This window comes from Arthrobacter sp. NPDC058130 (genome assembly GCF_042884475.1).
GTDB lineage: Bacteria > Actinomycetota > Actinomycetes > Actinomycetales > Micrococcaceae > Arthrobacter.
This window is the reverse complement of sequence record NZ_JBHVTV010000016.1, coordinates 1-16,928: the sequence shown is the minus strand read 5'-3', so window position 1 is coordinate 16,928 and position 16,928 is coordinate 1. Positions and strand designations below refer to the sequence as shown.

The following is a 16,928-nucleotide window of genomic DNA, read 5'->3' as shown; positions in this document are numbered from 1 at the left end:
AGAAAACGGGCGCGGTGATGGCAGATTTTCCGCCACCCCGATCGCCGGATTCAAGTCGCCGGATCCAAAGCGAGGGCGGTCACCAGGTGCCTGAACGGTGATGGCGCCTGTTGTCATCGTGCCGGTGTCCGTTATGGTCCCAGAAACCCTCCTTGTCATGCCGGCAGCCGTCCCGGCCCGTCCACGAGCCGTTGTGGTCGTTGTCGTCACGCCAATTGCCGTGGTCGTCACGCCAGCCCCATCCGTCGGTGTTGTCATGCCACCGGCTCTCTCCGTCCCACCATCCGTGTTCGGAATCGTGCCGGTTGAAGTCACGCATCTGGTGCCTGTGCTCGAACGACGATTGGTTCCAGGAGCTGGCGGCGGTAGTGGAGATCGTAGCGGCAGCGCTGGCAGGCAGGGCGCTGGCGCCCAAGCCCAAAGTCGCCGTCACAGCAGTTGTTCCGATGATGCGAATAACCTTGTTCATGAACTTCATCCTTTGAGGACTCGTCCTCCGCACGGCTCCTGCCGGAACCGGCCGTCCCGGCGGCGACGGGCCGGGCTTCCCCGGACGCGATTCCGGGCAGCGCTTCGGGAGGTCAATGATATTCAGTGGAGTTGTTCGGCCAAGCTTGGCCGACGGACACCGGCAGGGGTCTGCAGAACCGGCGTCGCACAGGTTGGTTGCCCTGGGCACCTTTCCAGTTTACTCACTTGTCCGGTCCCCGGACAGGAATAGTAGCGGGCTTTCTCACCAACGGTGCGAGTGCTCTTTCCAATAGTCATCGGGCTGCCTGGGGAGCGAATTTACGAGCCCGGCCTATCCACTGGACACGTTTGAGCGTAAAACGATGTCATGAGAGCGTTGGCTGCTTGGTGGCGGACGCGTTTTCGCCTGTTCGGTGCGCCAGCTTTCTCCGCGGCTTTGGTTGTCACTGTGGGCGGTTGCGTGCAGGCGCCTCCCGGGCCGGGTCCGTCGAGCGTCGCCACGACCGCCTCGGCCGCCTCGGCCGCCTCGGTCCAGGCAGCGACGGATTCTCTGGAGCGCAGGATCCAGCACTTCATGGATGGCGGGTCGACGTCCTTTGTTGTGCAGCTGAGATGGCCTGGCGGCGAATGGTCCAAGGCCTACGGGGTGCGAAACCTGGTTAGCAAGGATCCGGCTCAGCCCCAGGACCGGGTATCCGTTGCCAGCATTACGAAGTCGATGGTTGCCGTCTCCGTCTTGAAACTCGTCGACCAGGGACTTATCGGGCTTGATGACCCGGTGAACGGTGTCCTGGAGAGTTTCCGGACCACGCTGCGGCCGCCCGGGCCGGTCTCCGTCCGCCAGTTGCTGAACCATACCTCCGGCATGCCCGATTACGTGGATTCCGAATACACGGCGGGACCACTGAAGCAGGTTGCGAACACACGGCTCAGCATGCAGCGAGGACTCGAACTGGCCGCCACGATCCCCTGGGAGTCCAAGAACGTGGACCGCTTTTCTTACTCGAGCTCCAATTACCTGGCCCTCGGCCAGCTGATCGAAAAGCTGCGCGGACGTCCCGTCGCCGACGTGCTCAATCAAGACATCTTCGCGCCCCTGGGACTCCGGCACACGTCGCTGGCCGAACCGGACCGCCAGGCTCCGGACACCATACACGCCTACGTCATTGATGGCGGCGAACGGGTCGATCTCACCCAGCCCGAGGCTGTTGTCGGCTCCCCCGCAGGCGGCGTCATCTCCACCACGCAGGACCTAAACACCTTCTACCGGGCACTCCTCCGCGGCCAACTCCTCTCCCCCGGCATGCTTGAGGAAATGAAGAAGAAGACCGAATTCTGGGACTACGGACTTGGTCTGGGGCGGTATCCTGACGCATGTTCCGGCGGCGTCCGCTACGGCCATCCAGGGGGCGGATTCGGCAACATCAGTATCTCCATCGCGAGCGCCGACGGCGGCAGCCAGGTCACGATGGCCATGGCAGTTCGGCCGATGCTTTGGCAGGACCCTGCAACCGCACGCCGCATCGACCTGCTCCAGACGCAGATGCAACAGGCTGCCCAGGAAACTCTGGACTACCTCTGCCAGTGAACAGAGCGGGGAGCCGGGTGGGTTTGCGCTCCCTCCGTTAGACAACAGCGGCCTGAGCATGATGCCCTCCACCAACGTGACGACCCGAAACACTCCTCAAAATCAGGGATCTGATTGATGAACAGTTCGGCGGGACACAAGTAACCAAACCCTCACCAGAAGTCGCTGAACAGGCCTGATACGCTCCTCCCATTGGGGCAGCGGGTGCTTCTCCATTAAATGGACGAACCCAAGGACTGATTGATGATGGACTACAGCGCCTCCCGGAGGCGGGCCGAGGCTGCGGAAGCAGGCCTGGAACTGACGGAGCCCGTATCTCTCGCGTCGATTCAGGCCCATCTGGAAGAGTCGAACGGGCGCGCCATCATCATCAAGCCCATTCAGGGCACTCCGACCGATAAAGTCTGCGGCTTGTGGTTTGGCCTGGACGACGTGGACCTCATCCTGCACGCCCCGGCGGCCTCCGAGGTGCACCGCCAGCAGATCGTCCTGCACGAATTCGCACACATCATCCTCCGCCACGAGCAGGAAGACCTATCCAACGACTACGCCAAAGTCTTCTTCCCGGACCTCGCCCCGGGGCGAGTCGTCTCAGCCCTGAAGCGCACCGATTTCTTCGACGAACTCGAGGTGACAGCCGAAATCCTTGCGGACCGGCTTGCATCCCGCATCCGCCGCTCCAACCCCCGCCCTGACGCGCAGCCGGGCAACTTCGGGGCGATCTTCGGATGACTCAGATGTTCATGGCCGCGGCACTGTTCCTGTTGGCCGCGGCCCGCATTCCCGCCCTGCTTCGCAACCGGACCGACCTGGTGTTCTCCTGCGCCGTGTACGGATGCATCGGCTCTTTGCTCATGTCCCCGGTTGTCTACGTCCCCGTCGACACAGCCCTGGGCGGGATGAACCTGGTCAAACTGGCCCTGAACTCCCTGATCATCATCGCTCTCTGGTATCTGCGCCTCGCTGCCTTCGCCGCCATCGCCCCGGAAGCCGGCGTTCGCCGGTCCTGGTGGACACGCACCCTGCCTCTTACACTCACGCTGACCCTGCAAACCGCGTTCTTCTTCCTCACCGGACCCACCGCCACGACCACCACCTGGGGCATGTACGAGGACCGCTTCCCGGCTCTTCTGTTCTCACTGATGCTCACCCTCTTCATCTGCTCGATGAGCGCCGAAATTGCCGTGATCTGCTTCCGCTACGTCCCTCGCATGAGCCCCTCATTCCGTATCGGCTTCTCCATGCTTGGCGCCGGCTGCATCATGGGCTTCCTGGTGATGGCCGAAATGTGCCTCTCCCTCCTGTCCCGACACCTGACGTTCCTGGCCGTACTGGCCAGGCCTGATTTCCCGTACCATGAGCTGGAACTGGCCGCGACCGTCCTGGCCGGCGCCGGGCTCACGATCCCGGCGGTAGCCGGCAGGGCTGCCCGCAGAAAACTGCACCGCTGGAACACCGAAACCCTCGCACGCGTCAAGTCCATCTGGGCCAAAGCGCTGCAGAGCACGTCTCTTGACCGGACCCTTGAGACCGAACCCCAGGCACCGGTACAGGACAGGCTGCACCGGATGATTGTCGAAATCTGGGACGCCGAACTCGCTGCCGGCACTTCGGCGACCTTCCTGACCCCGGAGGAGCGCAGCTACCTGCTCTCCGTCGAGGCAGAGCTCCATATCTCCCCTGCCCGGGCATAACCTGCGGCAGCTAAAGAAAGCCACCATCCGGCCCTACCTCGGCGATGACTTGAGTGCCATTGCGGATCCGCCGCCGCGTCGCACGGGCTCGGCGGCGGCGACCATGCCGCCGTCGGGCAGGAACTCGATGGCGGTCGCGGCGCCAATCTCCGCTGCCGAGGTGAACGCATCCCCCGACGGCGTGAACTGATGGCCAAAGGGTGCCAATTGGCTGCCGTACGCGGCGATGAACTCCGGCTCGGCCGTGACCTTGGCCGTGTTGCGTTGCGAGGCACGCGGCGCAGCGATCGCCTCGGAGATGGTCATGCCCAGGTCCACCCGGTTCAGGATCGTCTGCAGGACGGTGGTGATGATGGTCGATCCGCCGGGCGAGCCGAGAGCGAGGAACGGTTTGCCGTCCTTGAGGATGATGGTCGGCGACATGGACGAGCGCGGGCGCTTCCCCGGCTCGATCCGATTCGGGTCGGACGGGTTGTATACGGTCGTGAAATCGGTCAGCTCGTTGTTGAGCAGGAAGCCGCGGCCGGGGACCACAATGCCGGACCCGCCGGTCTGCTCGATCGTGAGCGTGTATTCGACCACGTTCCCCCACTTGTCCGCGACCGTCATGTTGGTCGTCGAGATGTTCTCCGTGTCCTTCTCGTCGGCGGACGCCACGGCGGCAGCCGGGCACGCGCCGTCGTACGAGGACACGGCCCCCGGCGCGACTGGCTTCGCCGCCGCGTGCAGCGGGTCGATCTGGCAGGCGCGCTCCTTGCCGAATATCGGGTCGGTGAGCGCTGCGGTGGGGACATCGACAAACGCGGGATCACCCACGTATTTGCCGCGGTCCGCGAAGGCAAGCGCACTCGCCTCGAGATAATGATGCAGGGCCGCCGGCGTGGACATCCCGGACAGGTTGGACGGCTCCAGGATGTTCAGCGCCTCGCCCACCGTGGTGCCGCCGCTGCTGGACGGCGCCATGCCGTAGACGTCCAGGTCGCGGTAGTCCACCTGCGTGGGCGCCTGATCCAGGGCGCGGTAGGCGGCGAGATCCGCCGCCGTCAGGTGCCCTGCAGGAACGGGCAACGTTGTGCCCGCAGTCTTGGGCGGAGCCTGCACCGTGGACGCGATCTCGGCCGCCAGCGGGCCGCCATAGAAGCTTCCCGTGCCCTTCTTGGCGAGGAGCCGGTATGTCTCGGCGAGGTCGTGGTTCTGGAAGACACTGCCGACGGCGGGGGCGTCACCGCCCCGGAGGAAGAGGTTGCTCGTTGAGGTGAAGGCCTCGAACCGGGCCTTGTTGTCGAGGGTCTGCTGGCGGAACGTCTGGTCGACCACAAAGCCTCGGGTCGCCACCTTGATGGCTGGCTTGAGGGCATCGCCAAGGCTGAGCGTGCCCCACCTTTCGAGGGCACGCTCCCAGGTGGCAGGCGTGCCCGGGACGCCAACGGAGACGCCGCTCGTGACGAGCTCTGGCGTGAAGCGGTAGGGCTGCCCGGTCGCCGGGTCGATGAACGCGTCGTGCGGCATTCCCGCCGGTGCGGTCTCCCGGCCGTCGATCGTGCCCACCTTGCCGGTCTTCGCGTCGTAGAACATGAAGTAGCCTCCGCCGCCGATCCCGGCGCTGTACGGCTCGGTGACGCCAAGGGTCGCGGCTGCGGCGACGGCTGCGTCCGCCGCGTTGCCGCCCTTGCGGAGGACCTCGATCGCCGCAGCGGATGCCTCGGGGTCCACGGTGCTCACCGCGCCGCCGTAACCCGTGGCGGTCGAGGTCTTTTCCGTCTCCCGCGGATCGGCGAACGCAGGGGCAGCCACGGCGCCGCCCGTCACGCTCAATGCCAGAGCCGCCGTGACGGCCACCAGCCCACGTGTCATATTTGCCATAATCGCTCCCGAGTCCCTGTTATGCGCATTGACAGTGGCTGTCACGCTACTACGCCGAGCTGTGACACTCAACAGTTGCCGGCGCAGAGGGCTTCGAAGTGGGTGTTGAGGACAATCACGGAGGAGGACCGCAGGACCGTCCGGGTGGCGATCATGGCATCGAGGACACGCTCAGCCCGAGGGTGAACGCCGAGCACACCGCAGCGTTCGGCAAATAGTCCCCCAACCGCCGAAAGCCCGGCCGCCCTGCATTGGGCGGCCGGGCCTTCGCATGTCACACAGCTCCGTCCTCGGTGAGGTCCACGACGTCGGACCCGGCGTTCTTCTCCACGGACTCGACCCCGTTCATCGCGCCGGTCTTCGCCTTGTACTTTCCGAGGACGCCTTCCGGTGTGCCCGCAACTGCCGTCTGGACGCGCATCGGTGGCGAGGACCTCAGCCAAGGAAGAATCCACATGGACCTGACCCAGGTCGAGCTCGCCGCCAACGACCTCGACCGGATCACTTTTCCCAAACGGCGTGGAACTCGCAGCGGTTGAAGTGCCGACTACAGTCGGCTCTCAGGTCACCCTCTCGACCTGCAGAAAGAGTTCATAGTCCGGCACCCCCGCCACTTCGAACAGGAGGTCGCCCGTGTTCCCGCCGAACAGGAACCGTTCAACGTAGGAATCCCCCGGATTTTTGAGCAGCTTTCTGAGCCTGGACTGCTGGAAAAGGAATGTCTTGGCTCCCATGACCTCGTCCTCGACGGCGCCGACGACGGCCAATCCCACGACGCTCGCGACCTGGGCGGCCCAGTCCGTTAGCTGTGGCAGGTATCCGACAGCGGACAGCTCCTGCTCGGTCGTTTTCCGGGTAGCCTCTGCATTGCCTTGATCCTCCTCCCAGAGTTGGACGCTGAGGGCAATAGGACCCGGGGCTCCGTCGATGTCCCCTTGTTTCGGCCAAACGACACTGTTTGGCGGAAAGAGCCTGGTTCCACCAGGGATCACTTCGGCGAAGACTCTCGACCGCATGGTCCTAGTCTGTTGCGCGCCGGGATCGAGAGCCGTGAAAATCCAGTACGGGGCGTCGGTCCCGCCCCAGTCGGGCCCGGTGTCGGCGCCGCAGGTGAATTTCAGGGCACGCACAACGTAGTTGCTCACTGTAGGATTCCTTCCGCCAGTAAGTTACGATCCGCCGGTGCGCCGTCGTAGTCAATACTAAAAATGTCCTACGCGACTGGACTTTTGTCACGTCCCTACACGCCACGCGTGGGACCCTGTTGCTCACAGCACTCGTAGCCGGAGTCGCCGCATTCCCTTCCACGGCCACGGAGCAGATCAGTAAACGATCGCATATTTGAACGCTTCCAGCCGGGGCGACGACCTCACGGCAGTCTTCCGCGCCGGCGGGAGAGGATCCGACGATGCCTGCCGGACGGTTTCCCTGCCGCTCTGATACCGCTTTGCCAGCCCACGGATGGACAAACCCTCAACGCGGGCGTCTCTGCGGATCCTGGCAAACAGCTCGATGGCGCCCTCATCCGGACATCCCAATGCAACACTGCCGGGCGCGCATCAGCCCTATCCCTCTCCGGCGCTCCTGAAAGTCCCCCGGTTGCGTCCGGGTCATACCTGAGCTGCCGGGCATAGGCTGAGGTGATTGGGGCTTTACGAAAGGATGAACCAATGACCGGCAGCAGCGAAGACAGCTTCAACGGCTTTATAGTTCCGAACCCGTCAAAGTTCAGCGAGGACATCCCGGGCGACATCGGCGACGAAGCGAACGAGATCCGGTTCAGCGAAGAAGAAGCCCTGATCGAGGAACAAGCCCACGGCATCTTCCCGGATACTTACAGCGTCCCGGGAATGCCCAATATGTCCGAGGCGATCGGGAACATCGACCTGCCCCCGGAGGACCTCGGCGCAACACCAGACAGCGACGCCAGCGACGACCCCCTGCACGGCGGCGCCGAGCAGTAGCTCCTCCGCCGCGGCCCATTCATAGGACCGGGCCAGGCGGGAATGGCTGCTCGCGCTGGGAGGGCGCCAGGTGGCGTCAAGCCATGTGGGCGTCACTGGGATGCCGCGAATCCACGGCGGTCGTCCATGCTGCGGCGCTCGTCTTGGGGGAAGAGTCCGGCCAGGAGCCGATCGGATTCCGCCTGTGCCGCGACGTCGAAAGCTCCGCCTGTGATCAGCAACTCGTTAGCTCCGGAGGTCGCGAGCAGGTGCTGGACTTGGGTCCGCAGCTCGGAGGGCGTGCCGTAGAGCGATGTGGACAGGCTCCTTTCGACCGCTTCCTTTTCCCGGAGAGTCAGCCCGGCCCACTCGGTCGGACCCACAGGTGCCAAGGCTGCGAATTCGCCAGTGGTCTTGGAGCGGGCCAGCGCGAGGGCTTCGGGCAGAAGCAGTTCCCTCGCCGCCTGGCGGGTGGGGGCCACTGCTACGTTGGCGGAAACCAGGATGAAGGGCCGCTCGAACCAGCGTGATGGACGGAACTGTGAGCGGTACCTGTCCAGCGCCGGGAGTGTGCCGTTCTGATCCGTCCGGAACACGGCTGGCCCGCCCAGCACCACAGCCAGGCCGGCACGGGCTGCAATATCGATTCCCGAACCGGTGGCCAGCACGAACACCGGTGTAACCGCATCGTTCCGTGGCCGGGCAGTGATGGGCCCGGCTCCGGACAGGTAAGCAAGCAGTTGGGCCAGCTGGTCTTCAAACCGCTCCGCGTCCTGTTTCCCGGCACGCAGCGCACTCCGGACTGCCGGGGTGAAACCGACAGACCGGCCAACGCCCAAGTCGATCCGCGCGGGATGCAGAGCCTCCAGCGTGGCCGCCTGTTCGGCCACCACGAGTGGTTGGTGGTTGGGAAGCATGATGCCTCCTGAACCGACCCGGATGGAGTGCGTCCGGGCGGCAACGGCGGCCATCAGCACGGCCGGAACGGAACCGGCAATGCCTGGCACCGCGTGGTGCTCTGCGACCCAGAAGCGGTGGTAACCCCATTCCTCGGCCCGCTGGGCCCGTTCCAGCACCAGGTTCAGGGCGTCCGCAGCAGGAAACCCGTCCCGGGCGTTGGCACGGTCGAGAATGGAAATCCGGGGAGGGGGAAGGGCCATACTGCTGGAACCATTCCGGGCGAGGAAGAATTCCGCTCCGGAGCGCGGGTACGGAGTCCGGGTCCGACACTGTCCAACCAAATGTGGGCGGACGGCCGAGGGCCGCTCCCCGGGGCTCAGGCGTTCTGCCAGTGGATCGATGTTGAAATTGCGGTACACACGGCCGCAGGAGGGGCAGAGCGTGTGGATGTAGTCGTCCTCTGGCCACAGCGGCGAGCACGCCGTACCGATAGTCATCTGGAAACGCGCACCAGTAGCCGTGCGGGTTCCTTCTATTTCCGCCAGTTCATTGGATCGCCAACCGTAGTGTTGGCCGAAAGAAAACGGCCCCGCACGCGTCTGGCGGGTTCTAACGGTCGTTGCAGGTTCATAAGAACTCACAGGGAACCCTGGTCGACCAGCCGAATACTTGGAAGACTTCCAATTGGACGATTATTTTCTTCCAAATCGAGACCTGTTCTTCCAACTAGGTCGACATCTCATTAGGGCGGCTGTAGATGGACAGGCTACTTGGTCCCGAGAACCGTTCCCCTGCCCATTATTTTCCCTGTGGCATTGGCCTGGTCCCGTCGCCCCACGGACAAGCAAGTTGGTCCTTTTCTACGCCGAAAGACCGGAAGGCAGTCCAAGCGGGGCTCGCGGACAGTCTCCACTTTCGTCGACGGCGCCGCGCGAACGAAGGATGCTGAGCAGGCTTCGGCGCCATAGGACCGCATGTTTCTGGACGCTGTCCAAGATCAGCGGCATATGGTCGCTATGCGCCAACCAGTCTTCGGATCCCCCTAATCGGAGATCGGCCGGGAGTCCGTCGCTCAGGAATGCGAAGTCAATGTGATGCCCGAAACGGAGGTTCCGGGTGTGAAAGTAAGTTTTCATTGGCTCAGCTGCTTGGTCGTTCACCGCGTCGCGGTGGTAGACGCTGCTGAGTCCAAGCCCAGCCAGCTTTTCGACCAGCATGCTGTGGTTCCTCCCGGGATGATGCCTGTCCAAGACCGTTTTGCTGTTGAAGTCCCCCATGAGCAGGGCGTTGCCGCCGGCAAGGAATCCAGCGTGGCGGTCGACTATCTCATGGGTCACGCGAACATACCTGAGATCGCGATTCAACTGATGCGCCCAAAGGGCAATGACGTTGAGGCCGTCGACCGAAAAGGGAAGATGCCAGGGCAAATTGGGATCCGCGTGCTCTGAAATTTTGTAGCGAACGTTGGCGAATCCAATAACTCCGAGACCTTTGTTCGGATTGCTGTCGGTCCATGCCGCGAAGGGTCGGTCAACCGCGGAAATGTCTTCTTGGCGACCTCTTGGAATATGACGACGTCGGGCTGCAGCGTCTCGATCAGGTGGCGTTTCTTGTAGTACGCCATTGAGCAGTTCCACGAGACGATTCGCACTGGGTTCCTTTGTGAACTGATTGAGGCCTCCGGGTCGGCTGCAGATGCGGCCGGCCCGGAGCTTCCCGATGACGGCGTCGGGGGATGATGGCGGCTGGACCCCCCAGGTCCCGGGCTCCTAGCCTACGGGCGGATGTTCTGATTCAGCCGGAAGACATTGTCCGGGTCCCATGCGCGCTTGAGCCCGATCAGCCGCTCGTACTTCCCCTCTCCGTAGATCGAGCGTGCGTCCCTGTGCGATTCGGCGACGTCGTTGACGTAGCGGCCCTGGGCGGCAAACCGCCCGACGTCGGCCATTCCCACCCGGGCCCACTCACGGCAGGGTCCGTCGAGCATCGGATCGTCCCAATTGATCTCGGCGCCCATCCAGTAGGCCGCCGTGCGGCCCGTGAAGGCGGTCGCGTCCTCCGGCACTTGGGCGATCGCCCGGCCTGCGGCCCAGAATCCGAACTCGCCCTCGGCTCCCTGAGGAATCCCGTGGGCGTGCCCGGCCGCCTGGTCGACTAACTCCTCGGGGAGGCTGTGGAGGAATGCGCTCTTCATGTAGAAGCGGTGGCCCCACGCCGCGGCTTCGTCGCCGAGACGCTGTGTCGCCAAATGCGGTTTCGGCTCGATCGAGCCGGCAACCGGCGGTCCGAACGCACGCAACCGTGCAAGATCCCGCTCTGCCTCGCGGGGCTGCCCACAGTGTAAGACGGAGACGGCGGCTACCGGCCGGCTCCCGATCCCGGGCGGAAAGCTCTCCACTGGGAGCGCCAGTCGGATGTAGAAGCCGAGCCACAGCTCGTCCGGACCCGTCTCGGCCATCTGAACGAATAGCTGCGCCAGCTCACCGGCTCGCTCGATCGGGTGGACGACTGTCCCGTGCGTGACGGGATGGCCGAGCGGATGGAGGGCGTACTCGAACGACACGGCGATGCCAAAGTTCGAGCCTGCTCCACGAACACCCCGGAAGAGATCGGGGTTCTCCTCCGCAGAGACGCGGACGATCCCGCCGTCGGCCGTCACGAGCTCCACCGCACGCAGGTTGTCGAGCGTTAGCCCGAATTTCCGCTGCAGGCGGCCCATACCGCCGCCGAGCGTTAGGCCGGCGACGCCGGTGTGGGAGACCACACCAACAGGGCATACGAGACCAACCGACTGTGCCGCGTCGTCCAGCTCTGACAGCAACGCGCCGCCGGCGCAAACAGCTGTCCGCCGCTCGGCATCGACCGTCGCGCCGCGCATTCGCGAGAGATCAATGACTATTCCGTCGTCACACGTAGAGAATCCTGGGATGCTGTGACCGCCGCCACGCACGGCGACCAGGAGGTGCCTCACCCTTGCGGGCGACCGCGACGACATCGCGTCAGAACTCTTCGGGAAAGGCTTTGGGCATGATGAACATCCTTCCACCCGCAAGGATCAAATCCTGACAGGCAAAGTGTCAATCAAACCTTCAGCAGTCCCCGGTGTCACGTTTGCCAATTGCCTTGCTTGTTGCTCCACTCTTAGCTTCAACGACCCAGTAGGTGTTGTTCCAGATGGAGAAGGTTATCGGGCCCCTCCCCCAGCCGCGAACCTCGGATCAGCCGCCATAGGTCGCCCACTCCTGCTGGTAGTCCGGGTGGTCGGCGTAGACCATGGCCATGACGGTTAGCAGAGATGGGCCATTGAGTGCCTCGTATTGCCCCCAGTGCTCAATGAGTGACCGCTTCACTACGCACTCAGCCAAGACGCGTTCCGGTCCTACAAGTACGGCTGGAACTGGGCTATCCGGCCAGGGCACGAGGCTTGTATCGGCCCCCTCGTTTGGCGTGGATCGGGACCGTTCCTCCATCGCTTCCCGGGCAGCTGCTTCGTCTTCGCTGATGCGTGCTTCGAGAAACTCGGTGATGTTCATGGGTCCATTCTGCGGTATGGCTTCGGAGCCGGGAGTGGCTGATGTTACGGAATCAGCCGTTTGTGGTTCCTGTTCCTCGTCTCCCGCGCCTCGGGCTCGGCCACGCGTCGGGCAGCGGCGGCCTTCGCCTGCGGGCTGTTTGCCCCGTGCCGCCAACGCCGAGAAGTGCCATCCGGCGGAGTGTTCGCGTAAGTTGCCTAGCGGAACGTGTGGCAACTGAAGGCTTCATCGGTCGCGACCGGGAGGTCATCAGGGTCCATTTCGCGTCGGCTACCGTGCCGGCAGAAGAAACAGAACAAGCCCACTTCTTGCGGGAGGCGGGCTTGTTCGTTGAGGGGACCGCTCAGCACGCGATCCGGATGTCAAAGCAGGGGAAAGCACCTCTCGGCTGCTGGGGACCGGTGTCCAGAACAAGCATCCGGGCGGTCCCCGGGGAATCATGTCAAGATGCCCGCCTGGGTTGGTTCGTGGAATCATTTGGTTTTGCCCGGATGGCGGGCTGGGGTTTGGTTGCCCTGTTTCGCGGTGGTGAGGGTCAGGAATTCGGCGCTAAGTTCCTGGATCTGACGCTGGATGGCGGCAGGATTCAGCGGCTTGTTTTCCCGCCGCAGCCGCGTCTTCACGTCCCGGGAGACCGTGCCGGTGTCGGCCAGAACGCTTTGGAACGGGGTCGCGGGCCGGTCGTATGTCTTGCTGATCTTCGCTCCGGTCCGGACCTTCGCCAATAGCTTCTGCTGCGGCCCGAAATGATTCGTCAGCAGCCGCTGGAGCGCCCAGATCCGGTTCAACAGGTCCAGCTCGGCGGCGGTGTCGTAGCGGTGGTAGCCGACGGTCTGGCGGACGATGTGCCAGTTCTTCTGTTCCACATGCGCCCCGTCGTTCTTGTTCCCGGAGCGGGACCGGGTGAGGGTCAGGTTCTCCTGTTCGCACCAGGTCAGCAGCTCCCAGTTGATGAACTCCGACCCGTTGTCAGAATCGATGCTGAGGATCGGAAACGGGAACGCGGCCCTCGCGTCTTTGATGGCGGCAAAGACCCATTTCTGGGCCTTGTTCCTGACCGACCGCGTTTCGGTCCAGCCGGTGGCGATGTCGGTGATATCCAAGGTGAAACAGAATTCGCCCCTGTTGTTTCCGCCCTCGTGGCCCACCAGATCGATCTCCACGAACCCCGGCACCGCGTCGTCCCACTGGGCCCAGGTCCGCATCGGGATGGAGTCTTTCAACAGCGACCCCGGCTTGGTGTGGGACCGGCCCCGGGGATCGAGTCTTGCGCGGTCCGCCTTGAGCCGGCGGTCAATCGTCGCCGGTGCGATGCGCAGCAACTGCGCCGCCGTGCTGTCATCGATCTGCAACTCCTTGAACCGGCGCAGGCGCGGGACCAGGTCCGGCAGGGCGGCCGCGAGCAGCCGCCCGCACGGGGTGCCCTGCACCGCCCAGCAGAACCGCAGCGCCTCGATCACCGGCTCCCATAGAGCGGAGGCCGCGGCGCCCGGGGCCGGACCTGCTTCAGTACCAGCGCCAGCCGCAACGCCTTCCGGGCATGGTCCCGGTGCCATCCCGTCGTCGCGCACAACTCGTCCAGAACCAGTTTCTTCGCCGCCCGGTCCGAGCGGGCATAGCGGGTGGCAATGCCTTGGTGACAGCCCTGCGTTCACTCATCGAAAGCTCCATGGCTCACAGTGCCGAAGCGGCGGACATCACCCCGGCGGACACGCCGCTACGCGGGCATTCTCAGATGATTCCTCGAATACCGCCACGCGGGCATCTTTGATGAGTCAACGGCGGTCTTGACGGCGCTCACCGCCCAGGTCCAGACTTGCGGCTACCCGCCATCGCATTACCTGTAAGGAATTTCAGTGTCGAGGTCGGTTCCCGGCCGGACTGCCATGATTGGAGCAGGCATGTCAGAACCTTTCGGTCCACAGGCAGGATCAGAGCTGCTGGCACAGACGGAGATGGTGTTCGAACCCAAGGATCTCGACCTCCTCAGTTTTGCGGTGAGCAGAGTCCCCGAGCTTTGCATCGGTGCATGGGCAGCCAAGCGTCGGCGAGAGCTTGGCCTGAAATACCCCTTTGAGGATCCAGACGACCTGATCAAGCTGCTAGCCGGCAAAGACTTCGTGGGCAGCGGGTACCGGATTCGCCCCAAAGATGTCACCCGCTACTTCCCGGCCGTGTTCTTTCCCGTCAGTTCCGACCGAGATCTGATCCGAAAGGTGCGGATCTCCTTGGTCCGGGCGGACTCTGAATACACATTGCTGAAGAGCCAGGAATTTGGGTCGGGCTTCATTTTGAAGGACGGCAAGCAATGAGCCGGGCGCCCACCATCTGTGTTCCCGGCGTGTTTACGCAGATATATTTCTCGCTCTCCCTGACGGGCTATTTGGTGGTCCAGATGACAGGACTGGATCAGACAGTCACCTACGACGTCTACGAGTCAGTGCCACCGTTCTACTTCCGAAACACCCTCACCTTCAGTGGCGGAAACGGAAGTGGGGGTACCACATTTCTGAAGATCGTCCCCGGAGCCCTGCAGGTGAATCTTTGGGTGATGCCCACTACTCGCTGTGGCATGCTGTGCTCCAGCCTTTAGCCCGGCGGATGCACCCCAATCCACCTAACGGAGAAAGTGTGGGACCTACGATGAGCCAGCAACAGCAAACCGGGCATCAACGCGATCTCAGCAGTCAGCTGAAAGATTTCATCGCCTCCTGGAAGCTGTCCGAATCGGACGACGTGAAGCTTGCTCCCGAGGAATTGTCTGACCTGGTGTTTTTCGTCGCGAAGCACGAGGAGCAGCAACCTCGGAGGGACCCGAACGACGAGATGTACTACTACGTCATTAGCCGGTGGTATGTCCCGGAAACGAACAGGTTGTGCGAAAACCGCAACTACCCGAACAAGGATTCCCACCGGTACTGCACTTATTCGAAGGGCAAGGGCGACAAGGACTGGGTAAGGGAGTCGTGTTACTAGCCAACCTGTAAAAGAAGTTGCCTAGCGGAACGTGTGGCAACTGAAGGCTTCCTGCCTCGCAGGAACAAAGCCCACCACTCTGGCCATGGCTGAAACGTCGGCGCAAACTGGGGCTAAAGGTTCTTGGTCTCGCCCTTTGTACCAAGCTGGTTTCCTGTCCAGAAAGGGATACTGCGATGTCCGAATCCACTACAAACCACGACCATCCAGTCGTGTTCATCCACGGCCCGTGGCCCCATTCCAGCTCGTGGGATCCCTGCAACTTGTTCAAGAGTTCACCAAACACCGTCGACACCCCTAAAGCTGAGAGGAGCCCGCTGCTCCTGACCTCCGGATCCGAAAACCACACCGCGCCGAAGGTAATCGTCGAGCAACCGGTGAACCTGTATGCAGGCGATTCCAAATCCGTCACCGAGTACCACGAGTTTGAGGGTCGGGGGCACTCCCTGACCATCGACGAGGATTGGGACGACGTCGCCAACGTCACCTTGCAGTGGCTGAGCAGCAAGGGATTCTAAACTCCATGGAACTCGGATTGCATGGCAAAGTAGCCGTCGTTACAGGCGCCAGTAAAGGAATAGGCCTGGCCATTGTGCGGGCCCTCCTGGCCGAAGGTGCCACCGTCATTGCCGGCGCAAGATCCACCTCGCCGGAGTTGGGGGACCTTTCGGGGAACGGACAGCTCAAGTTCGTCCCAGTTGACTTATCGGAGCCGAACGCCGGCCAAGCACTCGTCGATGCGGCCGGGACAAAGGTCGACATACTGGTGAACAATGTCGGCGCCGCCAAAACCCGAATTGGTGGCTTCCTGGAGATCTCCGATGATGACTGGGCCGCTTCCTTGAACCTGAACTTCCTGGCGGCCGTGCGTGTCACCAGGGCTGTCCTTCCGAAAATGCTGCAGGCGGGCGGGGGCACCATTGTCAACGTGGCTTCCGTCAATGCATTCCTGCCAGATCCTGCCGTCATGGACTACGGCGCAGCGAAAGCGGCCCTGGGGAACTTCGCCAAATCACTCTCGAAGGAATTCGGACGCCAAGGCATTCGGGTAAATTGCGTCAGCCCCGGGCCCGTCGAGACAGACTTGTGGCTCGCCACCGGCGGCGTGGCCGACACCGTGTCCCGGGCAACTGGCCGCACCCCTGCCGATGTTGCCTCCGCAGCCGTTGCCAACGCGGCGACGGGACGGTTCAGCCACCCATCCGAAATTGCCGACGTCGTGCTGTTCCTTGCCAGCAACAAGGCGGCCAATGCCACAGGGTCAAACTTCACCATCGACGGTGGCCTGATCACCACGCTGTGAAGACCTACCGTCCGCAGACTTCCACCCGAAGCCCCGGCGGCGCACCAGACGGCATATCGAATTGCTCGCCGAAACGTCTGCCACGGCCGCGCTGGTCAGAGAGCGAAGCGCTGTCAAGCAGCCGTTTCGGCGATCAGCCGAGAGTGAAGATTATGTCAACCTTTATCGATTGATATTGCACCTGGTGTATCAGGAAGTACTCCCCCGGACCAGGCTGTCGCAGGATTTCTGTGATGGAGCCGGCGGTTCGGGTGGGTCAGATGAAAGTGACGCGGCCGTCGCTGTAGTCCAGGCGGTAGTGGTTCCCGCCCAGGGGCGTGACGAAGACAATCTCGCCGGTCTTGGTGGCGTGGAGGCCCTTGCTCATGGTGTTCTCCTGTGCTGGTTTGTTGACGCTGAAATGGGTGGCTGAGCAGCGGAATTGATGCTCAGCCAGTGGGATCAGAGCCGTTGACCAGCCAGAGGCTGTGCGGTCGTGCTCTGCGAAGATGCTTCTTCACAGAGAATCTCGGGACAGCTGTGCTGTCCTGTGTGTTGAGACAAAAAAGCCCCGACCAGATGATGAACTGCTCCCCGGAAGTTGGACTGAGAAATTCAGTTCTGACTCCCGGGGAGCAGTTTTTTGCATTCACATAGTTCGTTATCCGAAGAGCAGCG

At 63.0% G+C, this 16,928-nt stretch carries 17 protein-coding genes; 8 read left to right on the top strand and 9 right to left on the bottom strand.

Annotated elements, in window-relative coordinates; genetic code table 11:
* Positions 1-79 precede the first annotated feature (79 nt).
* Positions 80-469, bottom strand: coding sequence for a hypothetical protein (locus ACFVTM_RS20580; protein WP_390205890.1), 390 nt, complete (start codon positions 467-469; stop codon positions 80-82).
* 462 nt (positions 470-931) lie between these two features.
* Between ACFVTM_RS20580 and ACFVTM_RS20575 the strand changes: the two genes are divergently transcribed.
* From ACFVTM_RS20575 to ACFVTM_RS20565, 3 genes are all read left to right on the top strand, one after another.
* The gene (locus ACFVTM_RS20575; protein WP_390205888.1) at positions 932-2,059 is read left to right on the top strand and encodes a serine hydrolase domain-containing protein; all 1,128 of its coding nucleotides are present in this window, start codon (positions 932-934) and stop codon (positions 2,057-2,059) included.
* A gap of 243 nt (positions 2,060-2,302) precedes the next feature.
* Positions 2,303-2,791 (top strand): hypothetical protein, encoded by a 489-nt coding sequence (locus ACFVTM_RS20570; RefSeq protein ID WP_390205886.1) that lies wholly within the window; start codon positions 2,303-2,305, stop codon positions 2,789-2,791.
* The gene (locus tag ACFVTM_RS20565; RefSeq protein ID WP_390205884.1) at positions 2,788-3,753 is read left to right on the top strand and encodes a hypothetical protein; all 966 of its coding nucleotides are present in this window, start codon (positions 2,788-2,790) and stop codon (positions 3,751-3,753) included. The genes ACFVTM_RS20570 and ACFVTM_RS20565 overlap by 4 nt, the downstream gene beginning before the upstream one ends.
* A gap of 33 nt (positions 3,754-3,786) precedes the next feature.
* Here the strand turns inward: ACFVTM_RS20565 and ggt are convergent, their stop codons facing one another.
* From ggt to ACFVTM_RS20550, 3 genes are all read right to left on the bottom strand, one after another.
* The gene (ggt, locus tag ACFVTM_RS20560) at positions 3,787-5,607 is read right to left on the bottom strand and encodes a gamma-glutamyltransferase (protein ID WP_390205984.1); all 1,821 of its coding nucleotides are present in this window, start codon (positions 5,605-5,607) and stop codon (positions 3,787-3,789) included.
* A 283-nt stretch (positions 5,608-5,890) separates the two neighbouring features.
* Positions 5,891-6,073 (bottom strand): DUF1508 domain-containing protein, encoded by a 183-nt coding sequence (locus ACFVTM_RS20555; RefSeq protein WP_390205883.1) that lies wholly within the window; start codon positions 6,071-6,073, stop codon positions 5,891-5,893.
* Between the two features lie 103 nt (positions 6,074-6,176).
* Positions 6,177-6,761, bottom strand: a complete 585-nt coding sequence (locus tag ACFVTM_RS20550) for a hypothetical protein (RefSeq protein WP_390205881.1) — start codon at positions 6,759-6,761, stop codon at positions 6,177-6,179.
* Between the two features lie 525 nt (positions 6,762-7,286).
* Here ACFVTM_RS20550 and ACFVTM_RS20545 point away from each other — a divergent pair.
* Positions 7,287-7,580 (top strand): hypothetical protein, encoded by a 294-nt coding sequence (locus ACFVTM_RS20545; protein ID WP_111905340.1) that lies wholly within the window; start codon positions 7,287-7,289, stop codon positions 7,578-7,580.
* Positions 7,581-7,672: 92 nt separating this feature from the next.
* Here the strand turns inward: ACFVTM_RS20545 and ACFVTM_RS20540 are convergent, their stop codons facing one another.
* The 5 genes from ACFVTM_RS20540 to ACFVTM_RS20520 all read right to left on the bottom strand — a co-directional run bounded on the left by ACFVTM_RS20540 (position 7,673) and on the right by ACFVTM_RS20520 (position 13,452).
* Positions 7,673-8,719 (bottom strand): MsnO8 family LLM class oxidoreductase, encoded by a 1,047-nt coding sequence (locus ACFVTM_RS20540; protein ID WP_390205880.1) that lies wholly within the window; start codon positions 8,717-8,719, stop codon positions 7,673-7,675.
* A gap of 600 nt (positions 8,720-9,319) precedes the next feature.
* Entirely contained in the window at positions 9,320-10,096 is a 777-nt protein-coding gene (locus ACFVTM_RS20535; protein WP_390205878.1) for an endonuclease/exonuclease/phosphatase family protein, read from the bottom strand.
* 137 nt (positions 10,097-10,233) lie between these two features.
* The gene (locus tag ACFVTM_RS20530) at positions 10,234-11,454 is read right to left on the bottom strand and encodes an FAD-binding oxidoreductase (RefSeq protein WP_390205877.1); all 1,221 of its coding nucleotides are present in this window, start codon (positions 11,452-11,454) and stop codon (positions 10,234-10,236) included.
* 223 nt (positions 11,455-11,677) lie between these two features.
* Positions 11,678-11,992 (bottom strand): DUF6221 family protein, encoded by a 315-nt coding sequence (locus ACFVTM_RS20525; protein WP_377984901.1) that lies wholly within the window; start codon positions 11,990-11,992, stop codon positions 11,678-11,680.
* Positions 11,993-12,465: 473 nt separating this feature from the next.
* The gene (locus ACFVTM_RS20520; protein ID WP_390205876.1) at positions 12,466-13,452 is read right to left on the bottom strand and encodes a transposase family protein; all 987 of its coding nucleotides are present in this window, start codon (positions 13,450-13,452) and stop codon (positions 12,466-12,468) included.
* Between the two features lie 441 nt (positions 13,453-13,893).
* Between ACFVTM_RS20520 and ACFVTM_RS20515 the strand changes: the two genes are divergently transcribed.
* The 4 genes from ACFVTM_RS20515 to ACFVTM_RS20500 all read left to right on the top strand — a co-directional run bounded on the left by ACFVTM_RS20515 (position 13,894) and on the right by ACFVTM_RS20500 (position 16,271).
* Positions 13,894-14,304 (top strand): hypothetical protein, encoded by a 411-nt coding sequence (locus ACFVTM_RS20515; RefSeq protein WP_377984902.1) that lies wholly within the window; start codon positions 13,894-13,896, stop codon positions 14,302-14,304.
* A 331-nt stretch (positions 14,305-14,635) separates the two neighbouring features.
* The gene (locus tag ACFVTM_RS20510) at positions 14,636-14,968 is read left to right on the top strand and encodes a hypothetical protein (RefSeq protein WP_390205875.1); all 333 of its coding nucleotides are present in this window, start codon (positions 14,636-14,638) and stop codon (positions 14,966-14,968) included.
* A gap of 176 nt (positions 14,969-15,144) precedes the next feature.
* On the top strand, positions 15,145-15,486 hold the full coding sequence (locus ACFVTM_RS20505; RefSeq protein ID WP_390205874.1) for a hypothetical protein: 342 nt from the start codon (positions 15,145-15,147) through the stop codon (positions 15,484-15,486).
* 5 nt (positions 15,487-15,491) lie between these two features.
* Complete coding sequence (locus tag ACFVTM_RS20500) at positions 15,492-16,271, top strand: SDR family NAD(P)-dependent oxidoreductase (protein WP_390205872.1); 780 nt, start codon at positions 15,492-15,494, stop codon at positions 16,269-16,271.
* The last annotated feature ends 657 nt before the right edge of the window (positions 16,272-16,928 follow it).

Bases quoted from the DNA above. Each gene is read 5' to 3' on its own strand.
- ACFVTM_RS20580 (WP_390205890.1), bottom strand. From the start codon at position 469: ATGAACAAGGTTATTCGCATCATCGGAACAACTGCTGTGACGGCGACT.
- ACFVTM_RS20570 (WP_390205886.1), top strand. From the start codon at position 2,303: ATGATGGACTACAGCGCCTCCCGGAGGCGGGCCGAGGCTGCGGAAGCA.
- ACFVTM_RS20565 (WP_390205884.1), top strand. From the start codon at position 2,788: ATGACTCAGATGTTCATGGCCGCGGCACTGTTCCTGTTGGCCGCGGCC.
- ggt (WP_390205984.1), bottom strand. From the start codon at position 5,607: ATGACACGTGGGCTGGTGGCCGTCACGGCGGCTCTGGCATTGAGCGTG.
- ACFVTM_RS20555 (WP_390205883.1), bottom strand. From the start codon at position 6,073: ATGTGGATTCTTCCTTGGCTGAGGTCCTCGCCACCGATGCGCGTCCAG.
- ACFVTM_RS20545 (WP_111905340.1), top strand. From the start codon at position 7,287: ATGACCGGCAGCAGCGAAGACAGCTTCAACGGCTTTATAGTTCCGAAC.
- ACFVTM_RS20540 (WP_390205880.1), bottom strand. From the start codon at position 8,719: ATGGCCCTTCCCCCTCCCCGGATTTCCATTCTCGACCGTGCCAACGCC.
- ACFVTM_RS20530 (WP_390205877.1), bottom strand. From the start codon at position 11,454: ATGTCGTCGCGGTCGCCCGCAAGGGTGAGGCACCTCCTGGTCGCCGTG.
- ACFVTM_RS20525 (WP_377984901.1), bottom strand. From the start codon at position 11,992: ATGAACATCACCGAGTTTCTCGAAGCACGCATCAGCGAAGACGAAGCA.
- ACFVTM_RS20515 (WP_377984902.1), top strand. From the start codon at position 13,894: ATGTCAGAACCTTTCGGTCCACAGGCAGGATCAGAGCTGCTGGCACAG.
- ACFVTM_RS20510 (WP_390205875.1), top strand. From the start codon at position 14,636: ATGAGCCAGCAACAGCAAACCGGGCATCAACGCGATCTCAGCAGTCAG.
- ACFVTM_RS20505 (WP_390205874.1), top strand. From the start codon at position 15,145: ATGTCCGAATCCACTACAAACCACGACCATCCAGTCGTGTTCATCCAC.
- ACFVTM_RS20500 (WP_390205872.1), top strand. From the start codon at position 15,492: ATGGAACTCGGATTGCATGGCAAAGTAGCCGTCGTTACAGGCGCCAGT.